Origin of the sequence: Agrobacterium sp. rho-13.3 (assembly GCF_033957765.2) — a bacterium.
Classification (GTDB): domain Bacteria; phylum Pseudomonadota; class Alphaproteobacteria; order Rhizobiales; family Rhizobiaceae; genus Agrobacterium.
The window spans coordinates 1,371,811-1,391,494 of record NZ_CP192774.1; the positions used below are offsets into that span (position 1 = coordinate 1,371,811).

The window sequence follows — 19,684 nt, forward strand, 5'->3', positions numbered from 1 at the left end:
TTCGATCTCAGGCGAAAAATTTGCGGGCGTAGTCCAGCGCTTCAGCCAGAGCGTCCACTTCGGCGCGTGTATTGTAAAGTCCAAACGATGCCCGGCATGTGGAGGTCACGCCGAAGCGTTTCAAGAGCGGCATGGCACAATGGGTGCCAGCGCGCACCGCAACACCGCGACGGTCGATGACCATAGAAACATCATGCGCGTGAATGCCTTCAAGCTCAAACGAGAAGATAGCACCTTTGCCGGGCGCATTGCCGATAATACGAAGCGAGTTGATCTCGCGAAGCCGTTCCGCCGCATAAACCGCAAGATCAGCCTCGTGCGACGCGATGGCAGCGCGGCCAAGATTGTCCATATAATCCAGCGCGTAACCAAGGCCAATGGCCTGTACGATGGGCGGTGTGCCCGCTTCGAACCGATGCGGCGGATCATTGTAGGTCACGGCATCCTCGGATACGTCGAGGATCATCTCGCCGCCGCCCTGAAACGGACGCATCTCTTTCAGACGGTCGGCCTTACCATACAGCACGCCGATACCGGAAGGCCCGTAAAGCTTGTGACCGGTCATGACATACCAGTCGCAATCGATATCACGGACATCGACCGGCATGTGCACGGCACCTTGCGAACCATCGACCAACACCGGAATGCCGCGTTCATGCGCGATACGGCAAATTTCCTTAACCGGAACGACAGTGCCAAGCGCATTGGACATATGCGTGATAGCGACGAGCTTGGTGCGCTCCGTCAGGCTGTTTTCAAACGCTTCGATGTGGAACGCGCCATCATCGTCCACCGGCACCCAGACCAGTTTTGCACCTTGGCGCTCACGAATGAAATGCCACGGCACGATATTGGAGTGATGCTCCATGATCGACAGAACGATTTCATCGCCCTCTCCGATTTTTGGCATACCATACCCATAAGCAACCGTGTTGATGGCTTCGGTCGAGGATTTGGTGAAGACGATCTCATCCACCGAACCGGCATTCAGAAACCGCCGTACCTTTTCACGCGATGCCTCGTAAGCGTCAGTCGCGGCGTTGGACAGAAAATGCAGGCCGCGATGCACATTCGCATATTCATTCGAATAGGCCTGAGAGATGGCATCGATAACCACCTGCGGCTTTTGGGCGGACGCGCCATTGTCCAGATAGACCAGCGGCTTGCCGTAAACCTCGCGCGAAAGGATCGGAAAATCCTTCCGCACGGTCTCGACATCGTAAGGGGCAGCCACGACGGCGCGTTCGCTATCAGGCATGATGTTCCAGCCAGCTGGCAATGATCTGTTCCAGCGCTTCCACCAGTTTCTCGTCTTCCAGCTCTTCGATGATCTCGTCCACAAAAGCGTTGACCAGCATGGCACGCGCCTTTGCCCGTGGCACGCCACGCGCCATCAGATAATAGAGATGGTTGTTGCTGATATCGGTAACCGTCGCGCCATGGCCGCACTGAACGTCATCGGCAAAGATTTCAAGTTCCGGCTTGGCCGAAAACTCGCCATCGTCCGACATCAACAACGTGTTGCAGGCCATTTTGGCATCGGTCTTCTGGGCATCGGGGGCAACCCGGATCATGCCTTGAAAAACACCCTTGGCGCGATCGAACACCACGTTGCGGAACACTTCCGTCGAGGTGGTGTTCGGCACGTTGTGGCCGAGAACCATGGTCACATCGGTATGCGTTTCGCCGCCCAACAGGTTGACGCCACGGATGGAAAGGTCAGACCCTTCACCCTCGACATCGACGCGCAGTTCCTGACGAACCAGCTTGCCACCCGCATTGATGACGAACAGACGCAGCTTGGCATCCGCACCCATGATGATGCGCAGCTGGCCCAGATGCGTATCGGCAACACCCTGCTGTTGCAGAATGATGTAGGTCGCTTCCGCGCCATCCTGAACTTCGATATCGCTGACCGAAGATACAAAAGCAGCATCGGAAGTCACCGAAAGGTGACGCTCGATAATCGTTGCCTTCGAGCCTTTGCCGAAGCGAACAGGGAAACGGCTGTGAACCTGCCCTGCCCCATGGATGGCCTGAAGCTCAAGCGGATGTTCGATCTCGGCGTCATCGGGAACGACAACCGAAAGGCCATCGCGCACGAAGCTGCCGTTGATGCGACCGATCGTATCGTCCTTGCTGGCAGCAACCAGCGCAGCGGCTGCGGTGCCATCGGACAGGTTTGCCGCATAGCTTGTGACGTCGAAATCTTCGATCTGAGCATCAGCCGCAGTGCCGTGCAACACATAAGCAACCGCTCCGCCAGAAACGAGCGGCGCACGCTTTTCGATCACGGGTGCCGGCGCATCTTCAGGAATGCCACGCAGCAGCGTCTTGAGGTCGGTGTAGTGCCAGGCCTCGATACGGCGGGTTGGAAGACCAGCGGTTTTAAGGTCATCGAACAGCACATCGCGTGCCGCAACCACATCGCCATTACCCGGCAATGCGCTGAACTTGGTGGTGAAGGCTTCGACCAGCGCGGTTTCCGCTGGCGTTTGCCGGTTTGTTGTTTGCATATTCATGGACATCAGCTCCTCGCCTGCAATCAGGCTGCTTCACCGATGATGTCGGCGTAACCGTTGTTTTCCAGTTCCAGCGCCAAGTCCTTGTCGCCCGAACGGATGATCTTGCCCTTGTAAAGAACATGAACGCTATCCGGCACGATGTAGTCGAGCAGGCGCTGGTAGTGGGTAATGACGATGGTGGCACGGTCCGGAGACTTCAGCGCGTTGACGCCATCAGCAACGATTTTCAGCGCATCGATGTCGAGGCCGGAATCGGTTTCGTCCAGCACGCAGAGTTTTGGCTCCAGCAGCGCCATTTGCAGAATTTCCGCACGCTTCTTCTCACCACCGGAGAAACCAACGTTCAGCGGACGCTTCAGCATGTCCATGTCGATCTTCAGATCGCCAGCAGCTTCCTTGACCTTTTTGATGAAGTCAGGTGTCGAAAGCTCGGCTTCGCCGCGTGCCTTGCGCTGCTCGTTCATCGCAACTTTCAGGAACTGCATGGTCGCAACGCCGGGAATTTCGACTGGATATTGAAAAGCAAGGAAGATGCCCTTTGCCGCACGCTCGGCAGCATCCAGTTCCAGAATGCTTTCGCCGTTGTACAGAATGTCGCCAGAGGTGACTTCGTAGTCTTCACGGCCAGACAGAATGTAAGACAGCGTGGACTTGCCAGAACCGTTCGGTCCCATAATGGCCGCCACTTCACCAGCCGCAACCTTCAGGTTCAAGCCCTTGATGATCTCGGTTTCGGTATCGGCGATCTTTGCGTGCAGGTCGATGATTTCAAGCATGGTTGTTATCTCTCAATCTTGTTTTCTCTTACGAAAAGAGAAACGGTCAAATGTCTCTGGTTTCAACGCATCGGTGAGCCAAAAAATGGCTACCAGCCCAATACCGCTGCCTATCAAAAGAGGCTTGGCGAACACCCAGCCCGCCAAAAGCCCGCCTATCCCAAGAAATACCCCGCACATGACGACGAATATGCACAACACAATAAGCCGTGACGTGCCGCCCAAACGGGATTTTTCCATCAGCCAACAGAGCCTTCCAGCGAAATGCCAATCAGCTTCTGCGCTTCAACCGCAAACTCCATCGGCAACTGCTGGATCACGTCCTTGACGAAACCGTTGACGATCAGTGCGATGGCGGCTTCTTCGGGAATGCCGCGTTGCAGGCAGTAGAACAACTGATCTTCGGAAATCTTCGACGTCGTTGCTTCGTGCTCGAACTGGGCCGAAGAATTCTTTGCTTCGATGTAAGGCACGGTGTGTGCGCCGCACTTGTCGCCGATCAGAAGGCTGTCGCACTGCGTGAAGTTACGCGTGTTGGTCGCCTTGCGGTGGGCCGAAACCTGGCCGCGATAGACGTTTTCCGAAAAACCGGCAGCAATTCCCTTGGCGATGATGCGGCTCGACGTGTTCTTGCCGAGGTGGATCATCTTGGTGCCGCTGTCGATCTGCTGATGACCGTTGGACACGGCAATCGAGTAAAACTCGCCACGGCTGTCATCGCCGCGCAGAATGCACGATGGATACTTCCACGTAATCGCAGAGCCGGTTTCCACCTGCGTCCACGAAATCTTCGAACGGTGGCCACGGCAATCGCCGCGCTTGGTCACGAAGTTGTAGATGCCGCCCTTGCCGTCCTTATCGCCCGGATACCAGTTCTGGACGGTCGAATATTTGATTTCGGCGTCATCCAGAGCCACAAGCTCGACCACGGCAGCGTGAAGCTGGTTCTCGTCGCGCTGCGGTGCCGTGCAGCCTTCAAGGTAGGACACGTAAGCGCCCTCTTCCGCGATGATCAGCGTGCGCTCGAACTGGCCGGTGTTCTTCTCGTTGATACGGAAGTACGTCGACAGTTCCATCGGGCAACGAACACCCTTTGGCACGAACACGAACGAACCATCCGTAAACACCGCGGAGTTCAGCGTCGCATAATAGTTGTCAGTCGTTGGAACGACCGAACCGATATACTTCTTGATCAGCTCAGGATATTCGCGAATGGCTTCCGAGATCGACATGAAAATCACGCCGGCCTTCATCAGCTCTTTCTTGAACGTGGTTACGACAGATACGCTATCGAACACCGCATCCACGGCCACGCGGCGGTTCTCGACGCCAGCCAGAATTTCCTGTTCCATCAGCGGAATGCCGAGCTTTTCATAGACCTTCAAAAGCTCAGGATCGACGTCCTCAAGCGACTTCGGACCCGGCGTGCTCTTTGGCGCTGCGTAATAATAAAGATCATTGAAGTCGATCTTTGGGTAATTCACGCGCGCCCAAGTGGGCTCTTCCATGGTCAGCCAGCGCTTGTAAGCCTCAAGACGCCATTCCAGCATCCATTCCGGCTCTTCCTTCTTGGCGGAAATGAAACGGATAACCTCTTCGGAAAGACCTTTTGGAGCCTTGTCCACTTCGATTTGAGTTTCAAAACCGTATTTATACTGGTCCACATCGATCTGGCGAACCTGATCGATTGTTTCCTGAACCGCAGCCATATTCGTTCTCCAATCTCGCCGGATCCAAGGTCCGGTGGCTTGTCAACGTCTCAAGACGGGGTAGCCCGTCTTCATTCGCGCTTGCATAAATGCGACGGCTTCATGAAGCCAGCGCTTTTACGTATTATTTAAGGGCGGGTTGGCGCTTTTCACACCGCACCGCAAGCGAAATTTTGACATTCCGCAATTTTCTCACCGCCAGATCAGGCAGCCTGCACGGTCAGCTTTCGCCGACCGGCTATTTTTGTAAAAGCCGCAATAGCCTTTTCAATATCCGCCTGCGTGGTTGCAGCCCCTAACGAAATGCGCAAGGCACCAAGCTTGGGGTCATGGCCCATCGCCGTCAAAACATGGCTTTCGCCCACCTTGCCGGAAGAGCAGGCAGCACCAGCCGAGAGCGCCACGCCTTCTATATCAAAAGCAATCTGCCCGGTTTCGGATTTCAGGCCCGGCAGCGTGAAGAAGGTGGTGTTGCAAACCCGCGCCGCATCGTGGCCATGGACGATAACATCAGGTGCTAGAGCCCGCATCGCGTCTTCCAACTGCACCTGCAAACCCTTCAACCGCGTATTTTCAGTCTCCAGATTGCGCGCCGCTTCCGCAGCAGCCACGCCGAAACCGATAATCGCCAAGGTGTTTTCCGTGCCGGAACGATGCCCCTTTTCCTGCCCACCGCCATGGATCAGAGGTTTCGGCATCATCACTTCACCACGGGAGATCAGCGCGCCGACACCTTTCGGACCGCCAATCTTGTGGGACGAAATGATCAGGAAATCCGCACCCAGCGCTTCGATATCCACCGGAATGCGACCAACCGCCTGTACGGCATCCACCACGAGCAAGCCGCCAGCCGCATGAACCAGACGCGCAGCTTCTGCCACAGGCTGAATAATTCCGGTCTCATTATTCACCAGCATTACCGCCACAATCGGCAGGCCGGTAGTGGAATCATGTGAGGCCAGCGCAGCTCCAAGCGCAGCCAGATCAATCAAGCCATCCGCCGTTACCGCAATCTCGGTGACATGAGCCTTATCGAAGCGTCCGCCTTCGCGGATGGCCGGATGCTCGATGGCAGACACATAAAGATGACCGATGGACAGTGCCGCACGGCCCATCTTGAACACAGGCGAAAGCACCAGATTGGACGCTTCCGTCGCACCGCTGGTAAAGACGACATGAGCGGCCTGCCCGCCAACAAGAGCGGCCACATCGCGACGCGCCGCATCCAAAGCGGCGCGGGCGGCACGGCCTTCCTTATGAACGGACGATGGATTGCCCTGCACATCCAGCGCTAAGACAAGCGCAGCCCGAACGGCGGGCAGCAAAGGTGCCGTCGCATTCCAGTCCAGATATGTGCGCGTTGTCGTGTTCATGCGGAAATTGTTTCTGTCTGACCTATGATTGATGCGCAGACGCGCATTTTCCTTGAAATTTCCGTCGCGCTTGCCTTATGACACGTTCAACTGTGCTGAAGGCACGCGAAGTTTCGAATAATTCTAAACTGGGTTTTAGAAAAGCTGACCATCCGCGTCAAGTCTTCTTGCGCATGGAAAGCGTCAGAAACTGAAAAACACGACCGGAGTACCAATGCCCGAAGTCATTTTCAACGGCCCCGCGGGTCGCCTCGAAGGCCGTTACCAGCCGTCCAAGGAAAAAAGCGCGCCGATTGCCATCATCCTGCACCCGCACCCGCAGTTCGGCGGCACGATGAACAACCAGATCGTTTATCAGCTTTTCTACCTGTTCCAGAAGCGCGGCTTCACGACGTTGCGGTTCAACTTCCGCTCCATCGGTCGCAGCCAGGGCGAATTCGATCACGGCGCGGGCGAGCTTTCGGACGCAGCATCGGCACTGGATTGGGTCCAGAGCCTGCACCCCGATTCGAAGAGCTGTTGGGTGGCCGGTTACTCGTTCGGCGCGTGGATCGGTATGCAGCTTCTGATGCGCCGCCCGGAAATCGAAGGTTTCATGTCGATTGCTCCGCAGCCAAACACCTACGACTTCTCCTTCCTCGCCCCCTGCCCATCCTCTGGCCTCATCATCAATGGTGATGCGGACAAGGTAGCGCCGGAAAAGGACGTCAATGTTCTGGTGGAAAAGCTGAAGACACAGAAGGGCATCCTCATCACCCATCGCACCGTCCCCGGCGCAAACCACTTCTTCAACGGACAGGTGGATACGTTGATGGGCGAATGCGAAGACTACCTCGACCGCCGCCTGAATGGCGAGCTGGTGCCGGAACCGGCTGCAAAGCGGATTCGGTGAGACTGAAATAAGACGACCTTCAAAACCGCCGGTGTCCCCGGCGGTTTTTGTTTGAGAGAAGCCTTCTTGAGCAGGTCAATTGATTGCATACCTCTCCTCAAACTCCGTCACCCCGGACCTGATCCGGGGTCCAGCCGACGGGATTGGTTGGAGAGGTGTCCTCTCGCCTTGCAGACGCAAGGCGGCTGGATGCCGGATCAGGTCCGGCATGACGTAGGAGTTGGTTCTCTCACACTCTCACCAAAACCCCACCCGTCACTGGCTCCTTCACGCCTGTCGTGCCGGGATAGGTCAACGGCAGTCCTCTCAGCGAACGCACGGCGAGATAAGCCCAAGCCTCCGCTTCCATCGCACCACCGTCAAAGCCTGCTTCTTCTGCTGCGATAACCTTCGCGCCGTGCTTCGCGGCCTGTGCAGACAACTCAGCCATGATAACCGGGTTCAATCGCCCACCACCGCAGACAACATAGGTTTTGGCTGCTTCCGGCAGATAACTCGCGGATTTGAGGATGGCGGCGCCGGTCAGATGCGCCAAGGTCCGTGCGCCATCGCTCAGAGACACCTCGCCTTTTTGCGGGGCTACAAAATCTGACCGATCCAGTGAACGACGAATATTGGCGGAGAAAAACGGGCTTTCCAGATATTGCGACACCAGTGATGGAACGACGGTTCCTGTTGCCGCCGTCGCGCCGCCCTTATCATAGGTTTTGCCGGTGTGCGCTTCGATCCATTGATCGATCAGCATATTGCCGGGGCCGCTATCGAAAGCCGATAACGCGCCGCCGTCTCCTACATAAGTCAGATTGGAGATGCCGCCGATATTGACGAAAACCGCAGGTGTTTCGAACTGTTCCGGCAGATTGGCGGCAAGGGCGGCGTGATATACAGGAATGAGCGGCGCGCCCTGCCCGCCCTGCACCATGTCATTGGCGCGCATGTCGTATACCACATCGATGCCGGTTTCTTCCGCCAGCAATGGCCCATCGCCAATCTGCACGGTCAGCGCGTCATCCGGGCGGTGCAGAACGGTTTGGCCGTGAAAACCGATCACATCGATGGCTTTTGCATTTAACCCATGGCGTCGCAAAAACGAATTCACCGCAGCGGCGTGTGCCAGCGTCAGTTTGCGCTCGGCCTGCGCCAAATCTCCGGGTCGCTCGGTGCGCTGCGTGATGGACTTCGCCGTCACCAGCGCCTTTTGCCACACGGCGCGCAGCTGCGGATCATAGGGGAAATAGCCGCTCGGGCCGTGCTTGACGATCGTTTCGCCATCGGTGTGCAACAGGGCGATGTCGATTCCATCCATGGACGTGCCGCTCATCAGTCCTAGTGCCGTTTTCACTTCACCCATGCACCGCTCTCCCGCAAAAGGAATCATCTCAACCGTGATCGAAACATTCATGGCTGAATCGGGTGCATTTATCAAAAAACAATGCTAAGGGCGCGGCATTCATTGGCATTTCAGTGAAAACGAAGACCCAGCCAGAAAGAAAAAGGTTATGTCCAGGTTCAAGTCCGATTTCCTCCGCACGCTTGATGAGCGCGGCTTTATTCACCAGATCTCCGACGAGGCAGGTCTCGATGAACTCTTCGCCAAGGAAACCGTGACTGCGTATATTGGCTTTGATCCGACCGCGCCGAGCCTTCACGCTGGCGGTCTGATCCAGATCATGATGCTGCACTGGATGCAGAAAACCGGCCACCAGCCGATTTCGCTGATGGGTGGCGGCACCGGCATGGTTGGCGATCCTTCCTTCAAGGATGATGCACGTCAGCTGATGACGGTCGACACCATCGAAAGCAACATTGCTTCCATCAAGCGCGTGTTCGCCAACTACCTCGATTACGATCAGGCGGTGAAGCCCGCCATGATGATCAACAATGGCGACTGGCTGCGCGATATCAACTACCTCGAATTCCTGCGTGATGTCGGCCGCCACTTCTCGGTCAATCGCATGTTGTCCTTCGACAGCGTCAAGTCGCGTCTGGACCGTGAGCAGTCGCTGTCCTTCCTCGAGTTCAACTACATGATCCTTCAGGCCTACGATTTCGTCGAACTGAACAAGCGCACCGGCTGCCGCCTGCAAATGGGCGGATCGGACCAGTGGGGCAATATCATCAACGGTATCGACCTCGGCCACCGCATGGGAACGCAGCAGCTCTACGCGCTGACCTCGCCGCTGTTGACCACCTCTTCCGGTGCGAAAATGGGCAAATCCCTGAACGGTGCCGTGTGGCTGAATCCGGATATGCTGTCTGCCTATGACTTCTGGCAATACTGGCGCAACACGGAAGATGCGGACGTGTCTCGCTTCCTGAAGCTCTACACGACATTGCCGATGGATGAGATTGCGCGGCTTTCGGCGCTTGGCGGTTCGGAAATCAACGAGGTCAAGAAAATCCTCGCGACCGAAATCACCGCCATGCTGCATGGCCGCCAGAATGCCGAACAGGCCGCGGAAACTGCCCGCAAGACCTTCGAAGAAGGTGCGCTGGCAGATGACCTGCCCTCCATCGACGTGCCGAAGGGCGAGCTGGAGGCAGGCCTCGGCCTGTTGTCGCTCATCGTCCGCGCCGGTCTCGCCACCTCCAATGGTGAAGCCCGCCGCCATATTCAGGGCGGTGCGGTTCGCATCAACGACCAGAGCATTACCGATGAACGCCAGGTCATCGGCGCAGGCGAAGTCACTGCCGATGGCGTCATCAAGCTATCGCTGGGCAAGAAAAAGCACATTCTGGTGCGGCCTGCCTGATTTGGGCTGGTGAAAAACGCAGAAGACATCGGGCCGCGAAAGCGGCCCTTTTTATTGGAACTCGAAGATTTGTCGGAACACGCCGGGCGCGATCAGCGATAGCGGGTTGATCGCCAAGCGCGGCGCATCCGTTTGGCCTGTCAGCTTGAAGGTAATGCCCAACAATCCGCGATCCCGGCCATTGCCGAGGAAGATGCCGATAAACGGCAATTCACCAAACAGGCGGTTCAGGCCATAGGCAGGCATGAATGTACCCGTCATATCCATATTACCGCTCTGATCCTTGACGATACCCTGGAATGTCGCGCCGATCTGCTCACCACGGATAACGCCGTTTTCAAGCGCCAGCGTACCGTTCACATAAACCACCCGCGCAAAACCACGCTGGAATTTTTCGGAACTGACATCGATATTACGGCGCACCGCCGTGTTCAGGCTTCGGCCATCCTCGCCCGAGGGCGTCGTGACGATATCCTGAAGTTTGGCCTCGTTCAGCACAGCAAAGTTGCGCATGTCGAGCGAGCCGCTCCAGTCATTGCCGTTTGCCGTCGTCAAAGCAAGGTTTAACAGGCCGCCACGAACACGGGTGTAGAGGTTGGTAAAACGCGCAAACGAACCGGCGTCACTGCTGGTCAGATTGATCGTTCCGCCATCTCCACGGTTTGTGGTCTGCGCAACCACAGCTTGTCCGCGGCTTGTGACGCCCTTGAAATCGACCGTGCGAAGCTTGCCGTCGCGCAGGTTGATGTCCGCATTGACGTTGCTCATCACTTCGTCGTTGAAGCCGTAAATCTTGTCCAGTTGCGCCTTGACGGAGAACGCGCCGAAATCGCTGTTGCCGGATGCAGAATTCCCAGAGGCAGCACCGGCACCTTTGGTCGAAGGATTACGCAACCGCGCAATCAACGGCCTTAAATCGGCAGATTTGCCACTGGCATTGACCGTGTAGTTCTTGCGTGACGATGAGACCGAGACGGCAAAGTCATCGAGCGGCGAAAGCTGAAAGCGCGAAAAATTCGCTGATATCAGCCCGCTTTTATCAAAGGCCAGATCACCTGCGGCACCGAAACCATCACCCTTCAGCGAAAAATTGCTGATACTGGTGCGGCCATCGACGGTTTCCATGGTGAATGAAGCACCGGCAGGAATGCCCGCCCCCTTGCTCCAGCCTATGCCTGGCAAGACGATCGAAGCGTTGGACAAGTCCAGCTTCACGCTCTGGCGACGCGGATCGGTGCTGTTGATTTCCAGAACGGACGTGCCGCCCAACACCTTGGTCAACTCCGGTGCCAGCTTCGCAACCTGTCCCGGCTCAAGCGTTGCCTTGAGCAACAGTTGCCGCGCCACCGTGCTTGCTTTGCGGGTCGGCTGCACCAGATCGATGTCCATCGCCACATCGTCAATACGGCCCTTGCCCTTCAAACGCAGGGCATCATTGTCCACGGTCAGCGGTCCATTGATCGAAGAGACGTTACGACCGGCAAAAGGCCGTGTCATCGCCACATCGTCCAGATCGAGCCGCGCCGTCCACACCGGCGCCGGAGGCTGCTGGCTGCTCAGCAATCCAATTCTCAGCTTGGTGTTGGCTGTCACGTTGCCAGAAAAATCAGCCGGCTTGAATTCCGTATCTTTCATGGCATTGATCGGCTGAAATGTCGCAATTTCCGCAACGGCGTCCGCGGAACCGGACACGTTGAGGTCGAGATCAGCCATCAACGGCTTGTCATAGACCGATTGTATCGAAAATCTGCTGTTGTCCACCGTCAACGTGCGATTTGACGGGAAAAACGACGTGGCCTTGGTGATGTTGACATCGATCTTTTCACCAATCAGCTCAAAATGCGCCGACGCATCGCGAATGGGCGGAATGTCGCCGGTCACATTCAGGCGCGTATTGTCTATGTCGAATTTGATCTGCAATTCGCTGGCATAAAGCTCCAGCGGGCAACCCGGTCCGCACATGCGTCCCTGCGGAATGAAGACCGCAATCGACCCGTTTCTGACCGTACCACCAAATATGTTGGAAACGACCCAAGGCCGCGCTTTGCGCGCCATCCAGAACGGCCACAATTGCTTGACAGCCGTAGCCTCCATCTTGGGAATCTGCCCGCCAAAACTGATCTCGGGTGAGCCTTGCCCGAAATGCACCTTCAGCGAACCGGCCATGTCGCCTAGCGCGCTCTTTACGTAAAGACCGGGAACATCAAGCTGGCGTGTGGCCTTGTTATAGGTTCCATCCGCCGTGAGGTTGAAGGTGACCGGTGGTTCCCCCCCCGCTTCGGCCACCGCCACCGCCTGTTCTATCCGCAGCGCCAGATCAAAGCCGGTGTCGCTGTCTTTTATCTGTCCACGGATCGGCAAAACGGTGCGACCGAATGTGAGACTTGAATTGTCCACGGCGATTGTGCCCTGGTCAAAATCATAACGCGCATTGATTTGCCCGCCAGACACCGGCTGCGCATCGCCACCGATATAAAGCTTGCCGTCGCCAATACCCACAGAGGCAGCAAGCGATGGCTTGCTTTCGCCGCGATCTCTGCTGCCGACAATATTGACGCCCGCTTTGACATTCAGCCCTTGGTGCAGAAGACCCTCAGGATCGTGCTGTTCAAGAAGTGGGCCTATATCGAAACCATCGAGCCGGGCGGTGAAACGGTCTATGCCGCCGCCAGCGCCTTCTGCGGCAAGAGACAGTGTGGCCACCTCTCCGTTGAACGCCACGCTTCCATCCAGAGAATATCCGCCAGCGCCATCGGGCACGAGCGATATTTCCCGCAGCGCAATTGTCCGTAGCTGGCCATCTTCGCGCGCTGGCAGGCGAATGGCGATATCTGAAAGATCGATTTCTTCCGTGCCGCTGCGTTCAAACGCCTGCGCAAATCGATCCAGTTCCGTAAAGGCGATATTCAGAAAATCGGGAACTTCATCGACCCGCAATGCTTCAACGTTCAGCCCCTGTCCTTTCGGCAAAAGCGCCGTGTCCAGCTCCATCCCCGTCGCTTCAAGGCTTTGGACGGAAACACGCCCGGTCAGCAGCGCCAAGGGATTGAGCGCCATGCCGATGGCACGGGCGCGGCTCAGATGCTCACCAGAGCCTTGTTCGATAATATCGACATCCTGCGCAACCAGCGCCAGTTGAAATCCGGATGCGAAACGCACGGAGGTGGAGCCAATGCGCGCTTCATAACGAGGGCCAAGCGCATTTTCGAGCGCTTGCTTTGCCTGTTTTGACAAAGCACTGTCGATAGAACCCGTTTCGATGGACAGAATAATGCCGCCGATGGAGATAAAGGCCAAAACCACAAGTGCCGTGAAGACCTTCAACAGCATCCCGGTCATGGAACGCGGCATCGGGCAGTGCACGATAATAGGGTCATGCACCTGAGCAGATGGCATAGCATGCAGCGGCACGATATCGCGCTTGCTGAAGCTCACTTTTTCGCCACGAATTTCCGCCATCCGTCTGTGCTTGCTCCCGGAATTGCCTGGCCCCGCAATCATAATCAAGGCCCATTCGGAGTGACGGTCTCAACCAACCACACCGTTTGACTCGCCACAAGACTGGACGAAGCTCTTATTCGGTATATATCGAATATTGTCCCCCTTTACTCAATAATCCGGCGAAAGAAAGGTCACACATGACAGATTTGACAATAGGCGAAAAAGCCCCGGATTTTACACTTCCCAGAAACGGCGGCGGCGATGTCAGCCTGTCCGGCCTGAAGGGCAAAGCCGTCGCGCTTTACTTCTACCCCAAAGACGACACCTCCGGCTGCACGGCAGAGGCCATTGATTTCAGCGCGCTGGGTGCGGAATTCGAAGCGGCCAATGCCGTCGTCATCGGCATTTCTCCCGATTCGGTAAAAAGCCACGACAAATTTGCTGCCAAACATGCGCTCACCGTCATGCTGGCTGCGGATGAAGAACGGCAGGTTCTGGAAGCGTACGCCGTGTGGAAAGAAAAAAGCATGTATGGCAAAAAATACATGGGCGTGGAACGCACCACCGTCCTCATCGCACCAGATGGCACAATCGCAAAAATCTGGAACAAGGTTAAGGTTCCCGGCCATGCGGCAGATGTTTTAGAGGCGGCCAAAGCGCTCTGAGCTCGCGTTAACGCAGATGCCTCGTTTTTATTCCGGTTTTGACGTCCATCAGCACTCACTGAAAAGATAAAGTCAAAACTTCGTTAACCTTAACAAAATACTATTCCAGCGAAGACGACCTTGGCTGGAGTAGAGATTTTGACGGAAGCGGGTAAAAACCTGGCATTTGGCAAAAAGCGCCAGCAGCACGTTTTGATTTTGGCGAGTGGCGACAAGGTTCGCCATTTGACGATCAGGCCATGGCTTGCGGCCACTGCCCTGTGCATCGCAGGCCTGCTGAGCGTGGGTTATATCGGCGCGACCGCCTATCTCATCTTGAGAGACGATCTCGTTGGCGCAACCATTGCCCGCCAGTCTCGCATGAAGCAGGACTACGAGGACCGTATTGCAGCCCTTCGTTCACAGGTAGACCGCGTCACCTCCAAACAATTGCTGGATCAACAGGTGGTGGAGCGCAAGGTCGAACGCCTTCTTGCCCAGCAAAACGCCCTCACCTCCCGTCACGGTCGCATGAGCGAATTGCTGGAAAGAGCCGATAAATCCGGCGTTTCCGGTGCGAAAGATGACGCACCGCCGGTCAATGCCTACGCGCCAGACAAAAGAGCCAGCCTTTCCGGTGCATCCTCTGCCATAGAGCAACTGGTCGGTGCCTCAACCGCAGACATCGGAATGAAGGGCAGCCTGCCCTATCGTCAATCGGACCAGCGCACCTCTGATCGTGCACTGTCAAAAATGATCGCGTCGTTGAGCAAAGTCGAAAGCGACCAGCTTAGCCGAATCGCATCCCTGACCGTTGGCGCTGAAAACAAGGCGGATGCGATGGCGGATATCATTCGCAGAACAGGCATCAAAATCGAAGACAAGGCCCATGACGCCATCGGCGGACCTTTCGTGGAACCCACGACCAATGATGCGTCGTTCGAAGCGTCGCTGAGCAATCTCGACAATGCGCTGAACCGTCTGGACAGCGTGCGCGGCGCAGCAGAAGCATTTCCCTTCGGAAACCCTGCCCCCGGCCACGACATTTCCAGCCGTTTCGGCAACCGGATGGACCCGTTTTTAGGGCGTCTCGCCCTTCATGCCGGCATTGATTTCACCGCAGAAACGGGCGCGGACATTCGCACAACGGGTGCGGGGACGGTCATAAGCGCAGGCTTTTCAGGCGGTTACGGAAACATGGTGGAAATCGACCATGGCAAAGGCATCACCACCCGTTACGGCCACATGTCGCAAATTCTGGTGAAGGAGGGCGACAAGGTCAATGCCGCAGACGTCATCGGCAGAGCTGGAAGCACGGGCCGTTCGACGGGTCCGCATGTGCATTATGAAGTACGCCTGAATGATAACCCGGTTGATCCGATGCGGTTTCTGGTTGCCGGAACGGAACTCAAAACCTATCTTCAGTAGGAACCGTCTGCCTGCTTCCAATGCAGATGCAATTGCCGGTCATGCTGCCCCAAGTGCGGCAACCTGCATCATTTTGGGATAAATCCCTGTTTCCTTGACTTTCTGGCGATTTCGGCATATGTCGCGCTGACGGTCTGCGGCGTCGCCGTATTGACAGCTAAGTGTTCTTTTCGAACCAACATGGAAACAGTTTTTCCTTTGACAACATTCTCTGATCTTGGCCTTAGCCAAAAAGTTCTCTCCGCTATCACTGATGCCGGCTACTCAACGCCGACACCTATTCAGGAAGGCGCAATTCCGCCGGCACTGGAAAGACGCGACATTTGCGGTATCGCGCAGACGGGAACAGGCAAAACGGCATCGTTCGTTCTGCCCATGCTGACACTGCTGGAAAAAGGTCGTGCGCGCGCAAGAATGCCGCGAACCCTTATCCTTGAACCGACCCGCGAACTGGCGGCACAGGTTGCAGAAAACTTTGAAAAATACGGCAAGAATCACAAGCTGAACGTCGCACTTCTGATCGGCGGCGTGTCCTTCGATGAGCAGGATCGCAAGCTGGAACGCGGCGCAGACGTTCTGATCTGCACACCGGGCCGCCTGCTGGACCATTGCGAACGCGGCAAGCTGCTGATGACCGGCGTTGAGATCCTCGTGATCGACGAAGCCGACCGTATGCTGGATATGGGCTTCATCCCCGATATCGAACGCATCGCGAAGATGATTCCCTTCACACGTCAGACACTGTTTTTCTCGGCCACCATGCCAACGGAAATCCAGAAGCTGGCTGACCGTTTCCTGCAAAATCCTGTTCGCATCGAAGTGGCAAAGCCATCTTCCACTGCAAAGACAGTCACGCAGCGCATCGTTGCGACGCATGACAAGGATTACGAGAAGCGCGCCATTCTTCGCGATCTCATCAATGCCCAGACCGAACTGAAAAACGCGATCATCTTCTGCAATCGCAAGAAAGATGTCGCAGACCTGTTCCGCTCGCTGGAGCGTCACGGTTTCTCGGTCGGCGCGTTGCATGGGGACATGGACCAGAATTCCCGCACGAAAATGCTGGCTGGCTTCAAGGACAATCAGATTACCTTGCTGGTTGCCTCGGACGTTGCCGCACGCGGTCTGGATATTCCCGATGTCAGCCACGTCTTTAACTTCGACGTTCCTATCCATGCGGAAGATTATGTCCACCGCATCGGTCGTACCGGACGCGCTGGCCGCTCGGGCGCAGCGTTTACGCTGGTCAATCGTCGCGACACGAAATATCTGGACGCCATTGAAAAGCTGATCAACGAAAAGATCGAATGGCTGAACGGCGACCTGACGGCGCTTCCGGCACCGATGGAAAGCTTTGCCTCAGAGCGTCCGCGCCGTGGCAAGGAAAAAGAACAGCGTGGTGGTCGTGGCCGTGACAGAAACCGTCGTGATGCTGCCCCGCAGCAGGCCGTGACAGAACCCGAAATCAAAATCATTCAGCCAGCAGAACCTGTAGAGATTGCGGCAAACGGAGGCGACAAAGTGAAGGCAGAGCGTAAGCACGAAAAGGCACCGCGCAATTTCGAGCGGAGCCACACTGCGCCTCACGCCAACGACGACAATCGTGATCGTCGCCGCCACTACCGCGACCATGATGATGGTCCGACACCGGTTGGCTTTGGTGATGACATTCCGGCATTCATGCTGATCGTTGCAAACGCGAAAGCCTAATGTCCAAGCCGGGCATTCACTTTCCGGGCGTCGGTGCTGGTCTCGTCATAAAACGAGATGGAAAGGTGCTGCTCTATAAAAGAGTGAATGCACCCGAAGCCGGACATTGGAACATTGTTGGCGGCAAGGTGGACCATATGGAAACCGCCGCCACTGCCGCCAGACGCGAAGCAGAAGAAGAAACCGGCCTTGCCATTGGCAATGTCGATTTCCTGTGCATCAGCGAACAGATCATTCCGGCAGATGGGCAGCACTGGTTGTCGCTCATCTACGTTACCGATGATGTGCAGGGTGAGCCGAGCCTCACCGAACCCGATAAACTGTCGGATATGGGCTGGTTTGATATCGATGAGGCTCCCGCCCCGCTGTCGCTTTTCGCTCAGGATGCGTTTCAGCATCTGCGTAATCAGCAATAGTCAGCCTATATCGCTGAAAATACGCGAAAATTTCTCCTAGTCGCGCATTTTCGAAAGCATTTCCTCTTTTGCAATCCGCTCTGTGTCGATAAACATCGCAAGACAGGAAGAGGAAAACAGCCGCCAGATGCATTTATTTCGCCTCCTCACCATTGGTGCCAGCCTTGCCCTTGCGGGAACCGCAAGTGCTGCGACAATTGGCGTTGTCGCGCCGCAGAACGGCCCCTATGAAATGCTTGGCCTTCAAATCCGCCAGGGCGTGAAGATTGCGGCTGCGAAAGCAGGGCTGGACGTGATGGAAATTCACGAGAGCTGCGAACAGGGCAGCGGTGGCGCCATTGCAGATGGTCTGGTTGCGGCCAAAGTCGTGACGGTTGTGGGCTTTCTGTGCACGGAAACATTGGCGGACGCGCTGCCGACGCTGAAAAACGCATCGATCCCCGCACTGACCCTTTCAAGCCGCGCATCCGGCCTTATGGAAGACGCGCTCAAGCGTGGCTGGCCGCTCTTTCGTCTTGGGCCATCCGAGGCCGATGAAGCGCAAGCGGCCATCGACGTCATGCTGCGCGATTGGAAAGGCCACTCCTTCGGGCTTATCGACGATGGCACCATTTACAGCCGCGAACTGGTGGACCGCATCCGCTCCAAACTGGAAGAATCCGGCCTCAAGCCAACCTTCACGGACACCTTGCGCCCGGCGCAGGAGCAGCAGATAGCGCTTGTGCGACGCCTGACCCGCACCGGCATTACCCACGTCTTCATCGGCGCAGAACGCAACGACGTGTCCATCATCGCCCGCGATGCCGCAGCCGAGAAAATTGCGCTGACGATACTGTCGGGCGACACGATGAGAGCCGCCAACACGCCCGTTGCCTTGCAGCCCGGCGTGCTTGCCATCACCACGCTCGATTATTCGGCACTTCCCGCCGCCGCTGATGCCGTCAAGGAACTGCGCGCCACCAAGGTGGAGCCAGATGGATATGTGTTGCCAGCCTTCGCAGCCACACAAATCACGGCAAAACTTGTCGAACTGACACAGGCACAAGAAAAGCCAGCGGCCACGCTGCTCGTCGGCACGGTGTTCGACACCGTTCTTGGCCAGATCTCCTTTAATGACAAACAGGAGCTTCAGACAAACCCCTATCGTTTGCAGCAATGGAATGGCACAGCCTTCGTTCCTGTGGAACGCGCCGAGCGGTAATAACAATCGCTTAGTCGACGATTGTTGACGCTTGATATCAATGATATGGCCGACAAAACCTTTGTTTTAGGAGATTTTGCAAATGTCCCTTCCCGTACGGATTGCCCCGTCCATTCTTGCCGCAAACTTCGCGAAACTCGGTCAGGAAGTGTCCGATGTGACCGCAGCCGGTGCGGACTGGATTCATCTGGACGTGATGGACGGACATTTCGTGCCGAACATCTCCTTCGGTCCTGATGTCATCAAGGCGCTGCGCCCACACAGCCAAGCCTTCTTCGATTGCCATCTGATGATCGCGCCTGCCGATCCATATCTCGAAGCCTTTGCCAAGGCCGGTTGCGACGGCATCACGGTTCACGCCGAAGCTGGCCCGCATCTGCACCGTTCGCTACAAACCATTCGCTCATTGGGCAAGAAGGTTGGCGTCACGCTCAATCCGGCCACGCCACTGTCCGTTCTGGAAAACGTACTGAACGATGTGGACCTCATTCTCATCATGAGCGTCAACCCCGGCTTCGGCGGCCAGAAGTTCATTCCTGCCATGCTGGACAAAATCCGCGCCACCAAGTCCCTGATCGGTGACAGGCCGATTGAAATCGAAGTCGATGGCGGTATCACCATTGCCACAGCGGGCAGTGCCATTGCAGCCGGTGCAAATGTGCTGGTGGCCGGTTCCGCCATCTTCAAGGGTGACGGCGTCGAGGACTATCGCACCATGGTCACCGCCGTTCGCGCCGCAGCAGAACAAGGCCGCAGTTAAGTCGCATCGTATTTACCCTTTGGCCGGGATTTCGCACTCAAACGCCGAATGCGTTG

General features: G+C 56.4%; 16 protein-coding genes. 8 read left to right on the forward strand and 8 right to left on the reverse strand.

The features are described from left to right. Positions 1-7 precede the first annotated feature (7 nt). The 6 genes from RMR16_RS06890 to RMR16_RS06915 all read right to left on the reverse strand — a co-directional run bounded on the left by RMR16_RS06890 (position 8) and on the right by RMR16_RS06915 (position 6,383). Positions 8-1,258, reverse strand: coding sequence for a cysteine desulfurase (locus RMR16_RS06890; RefSeq protein ID WP_320201500.1), 1,251 nt, complete (start codon positions 1,256-1,258; stop codon positions 8-10). Beyond that, entirely contained in the window at positions 1,251-2,522 is a 1,272-nt protein-coding gene (gene sufD, locus RMR16_RS06895; protein ID WP_320201501.1) for a Fe-S cluster assembly protein SufD, read from the reverse strand. The genes RMR16_RS06890 and sufD overlap by 8 nt, the downstream gene beginning before the upstream one ends. 23 nt (positions 2,523-2,545) lie before the next feature. Then, positions 2,546-3,301 carry a Fe-S cluster assembly ATPase SufC gene (gene sufC, locus RMR16_RS06900; protein WP_320201502.1) on the reverse strand — a complete coding sequence of 252 codons (756 nt, stop codon included), beginning with the start codon at positions 3,299-3,301 and terminating at the stop codon, positions 2,546-2,548. A gap of 12 nt (positions 3,302-3,313) precedes the next feature. Continuing rightward, a complete protein-coding gene (locus RMR16_RS06905) occupies positions 3,314-3,541 on the reverse strand; it encodes a hypothetical protein (protein WP_320201503.1) in 228 nt (75 codons plus the stop codon). Beyond that, complete coding sequence (gene sufB / locus RMR16_RS06910) at positions 3,541-5,010, reverse strand: Fe-S cluster assembly protein SufB (RefSeq protein WP_320201504.1); 1,470 nt, start codon at positions 5,008-5,010, stop codon at positions 3,541-3,543. The genes RMR16_RS06905 and sufB overlap by 1 nt, the downstream gene beginning before the upstream one ends. Before the next feature lie 203 nt (positions 5,011-5,213). Next, entirely contained in the window at positions 5,214-6,383 is a 1,170-nt protein-coding gene (locus RMR16_RS06915) for a cysteine desulfurase family protein (protein WP_320201505.1), read from the reverse strand. 214 nt (positions 6,384-6,597) lie between these two features. Here RMR16_RS06915 and RMR16_RS06920 point away from each other — a divergent pair, with 214 nt between their 5' ends. Further along, entirely contained in the window at positions 6,598-7,275 is a 678-nt protein-coding gene (locus RMR16_RS06920) for an alpha/beta hydrolase (RefSeq protein ID WP_042615994.1), read from the forward strand. Between the two features lie 229 nt (positions 7,276-7,504). Here the strand turns inward: RMR16_RS06920 and RMR16_RS06925 are convergent, their stop codons facing one another. Next, positions 7,505-8,626: an anhydro-N-acetylmuramic acid kinase gene (locus RMR16_RS06925; RefSeq protein ID WP_320201506.1), complete on the reverse strand. Its 1,122-nt coding sequence runs from the start codon at positions 8,624-8,626 to the stop codon at positions 7,505-7,507. Between the two features lie 148 nt (positions 8,627-8,774). On the opposite strand from RMR16_RS06925, the gene tyrS reads away from it, so the two are divergent. Further along, positions 8,775-10,028 carry a tyrosine--tRNA ligase gene (tyrS, locus tag RMR16_RS06930; protein ID WP_320201507.1) on the forward strand — a complete coding sequence of 418 codons (1,254 nt, stop codon included), beginning with the start codon at positions 8,775-8,777 and terminating at the stop codon, positions 10,026-10,028. Positions 10,029-10,079: 51 nt separating this feature from the next. Here the strand turns inward: tyrS and RMR16_RS06935 are convergent, their stop codons facing one another. Next, the gene (locus tag RMR16_RS06935; RefSeq protein WP_320201508.1) at positions 10,080-13,487 is read right to left on the reverse strand and encodes a DUF3971 domain-containing protein; all 3,408 of its coding nucleotides are present in this window, start codon (positions 13,485-13,487) and stop codon (positions 10,080-10,082) included. A gap of 179 nt (positions 13,488-13,666) precedes the next feature. Between RMR16_RS06935 and RMR16_RS06940 the strand changes: the two genes are divergently transcribed. The 6 genes from RMR16_RS06940 to rpe all read left to right on the forward strand — a co-directional run bounded on the left by RMR16_RS06940 (position 13,667) and on the right by rpe (position 19,628). Beyond that, complete coding sequence (locus tag RMR16_RS06940) at positions 13,667-14,134, forward strand: peroxiredoxin (protein ID WP_320201509.1); 468 nt, start codon at positions 13,667-13,669, stop codon at positions 14,132-14,134. Positions 14,135-14,272: 138 nt separating this feature from the next. Next, a complete protein-coding gene (locus RMR16_RS06945) occupies positions 14,273-15,541 on the forward strand; it encodes a M23 family metallopeptidase (protein WP_320201558.1) in 1,269 nt (422 codons plus the stop codon). Positions 15,542-15,739: 198 nt separating this feature from the next. Beyond that, positions 15,740-17,251 carry a DEAD/DEAH box helicase gene (locus RMR16_RS06950; RefSeq protein WP_320201559.1) on the forward strand — a complete coding sequence of 504 codons (1,512 nt, stop codon included), beginning with the start codon at positions 15,740-15,742 and terminating at the stop codon, positions 17,249-17,251. After that, positions 17,251-17,667, forward strand: a complete 417-nt coding sequence (locus tag RMR16_RS06955) for an NUDIX domain-containing protein (protein WP_320201510.1) — start codon at positions 17,251-17,253, stop codon at positions 17,665-17,667. The genes RMR16_RS06950 and RMR16_RS06955 overlap by 1 nt, the downstream gene beginning before the upstream one ends. A 127-nt stretch (positions 17,668-17,794) precedes the next feature. After that, complete coding sequence (locus RMR16_RS06960; RefSeq protein ID WP_320201511.1) at positions 17,795-18,868, forward strand: branched-chain amino acid ABC transporter substrate-binding protein; 1,074 nt, start codon at positions 17,795-17,797, stop codon at positions 18,866-18,868. 82 nt (positions 18,869-18,950) lie between these two features. Next, positions 18,951-19,628, forward strand: coding sequence for a ribulose-phosphate 3-epimerase (gene rpe / locus RMR16_RS06965; protein WP_320201512.1), 678 nt, complete (start codon positions 18,951-18,953; stop codon positions 19,626-19,628). Positions 19,629-19,684 lie beyond the last annotated feature (56 nt).

What these genes read in the sequence shown, in the direction of transcription:
- RMR16_RS06890 (WP_320201500.1), bottom strand. Translation starts at nt 1,258, where the DNA reads ATGCCTGATAGCGAACGCGCCGTCGTGGCTGCCCCTTACGATGTCGAG.
- sufD (WP_320201501.1), bottom strand. Translation starts at nt 2,522, where the DNA reads ATGAATATGCAAACAACAAACCGGCAAACGCCAGCGGAAACCGCGCTG.
- sufC (WP_320201502.1), bottom strand. Translation starts at nt 3,301, where the DNA reads ATGCTTGAAATCATCGACCTGCACGCAAAGATCGCCGATACCGAAACC.
- RMR16_RS06905 (WP_320201503.1), bottom strand. Translation starts at nt 3,541, where the DNA reads ATGGAAAAATCCCGTTTGGGCGGCACGTCACGGCTTATTGTGTTGTGC.
- sufB (WP_320201504.1), bottom strand. Translation starts at nt 5,010, where the DNA reads ATGGCTGCGGTTCAGGAAACAATCGATCAGGTTCGCCAGATCGATGTG.
- RMR16_RS06915 (WP_320201505.1), bottom strand. Translation starts at nt 6,383, where the DNA reads ATGAACACGACAACGCGCACATATCTGGACTGGAATGCGACGGCACCT.
- RMR16_RS06920 (WP_042615994.1), top strand. Translation starts at nt 6,598, where the DNA reads ATGCCCGAAGTCATTTTCAACGGCCCCGCGGGTCGCCTCGAAGGCCGT.
- RMR16_RS06925 (WP_320201506.1), bottom strand. Translation starts at nt 8,626, where the DNA reads ATGGGTGAAGTGAAAACGGCACTAGGACTGATGAGCGGCACGTCCATG.
- tyrS (WP_320201507.1), top strand. Translation starts at nt 8,775, where the DNA reads ATGTCCAGGTTCAAGTCCGATTTCCTCCGCACGCTTGATGAGCGCGGC.
- RMR16_RS06935 (WP_320201508.1), bottom strand. Translation starts at nt 13,487, where the DNA reads ATGGCGGAAATTCGTGGCGAAAAAGTGAGCTTCAGCAAGCGCGATATC.
- RMR16_RS06940 (WP_320201509.1), top strand. Translation starts at nt 13,667, where the DNA reads ATGACAGATTTGACAATAGGCGAAAAAGCCCCGGATTTTACACTTCCC.
- RMR16_RS06955 (WP_320201510.1), top strand. Translation starts at nt 17,251, where the DNA reads ATGTCCAAGCCGGGCATTCACTTTCCGGGCGTCGGTGCTGGTCTCGTC.
- RMR16_RS06960 (WP_320201511.1), top strand. Translation starts at nt 17,795, where the DNA reads ATGCATTTATTTCGCCTCCTCACCATTGGTGCCAGCCTTGCCCTTGCG.
- rpe (WP_320201512.1), top strand. Translation starts at nt 18,951, where the DNA reads ATGTCCCTTCCCGTACGGATTGCCCCGTCCATTCTTGCCGCAAACTTC.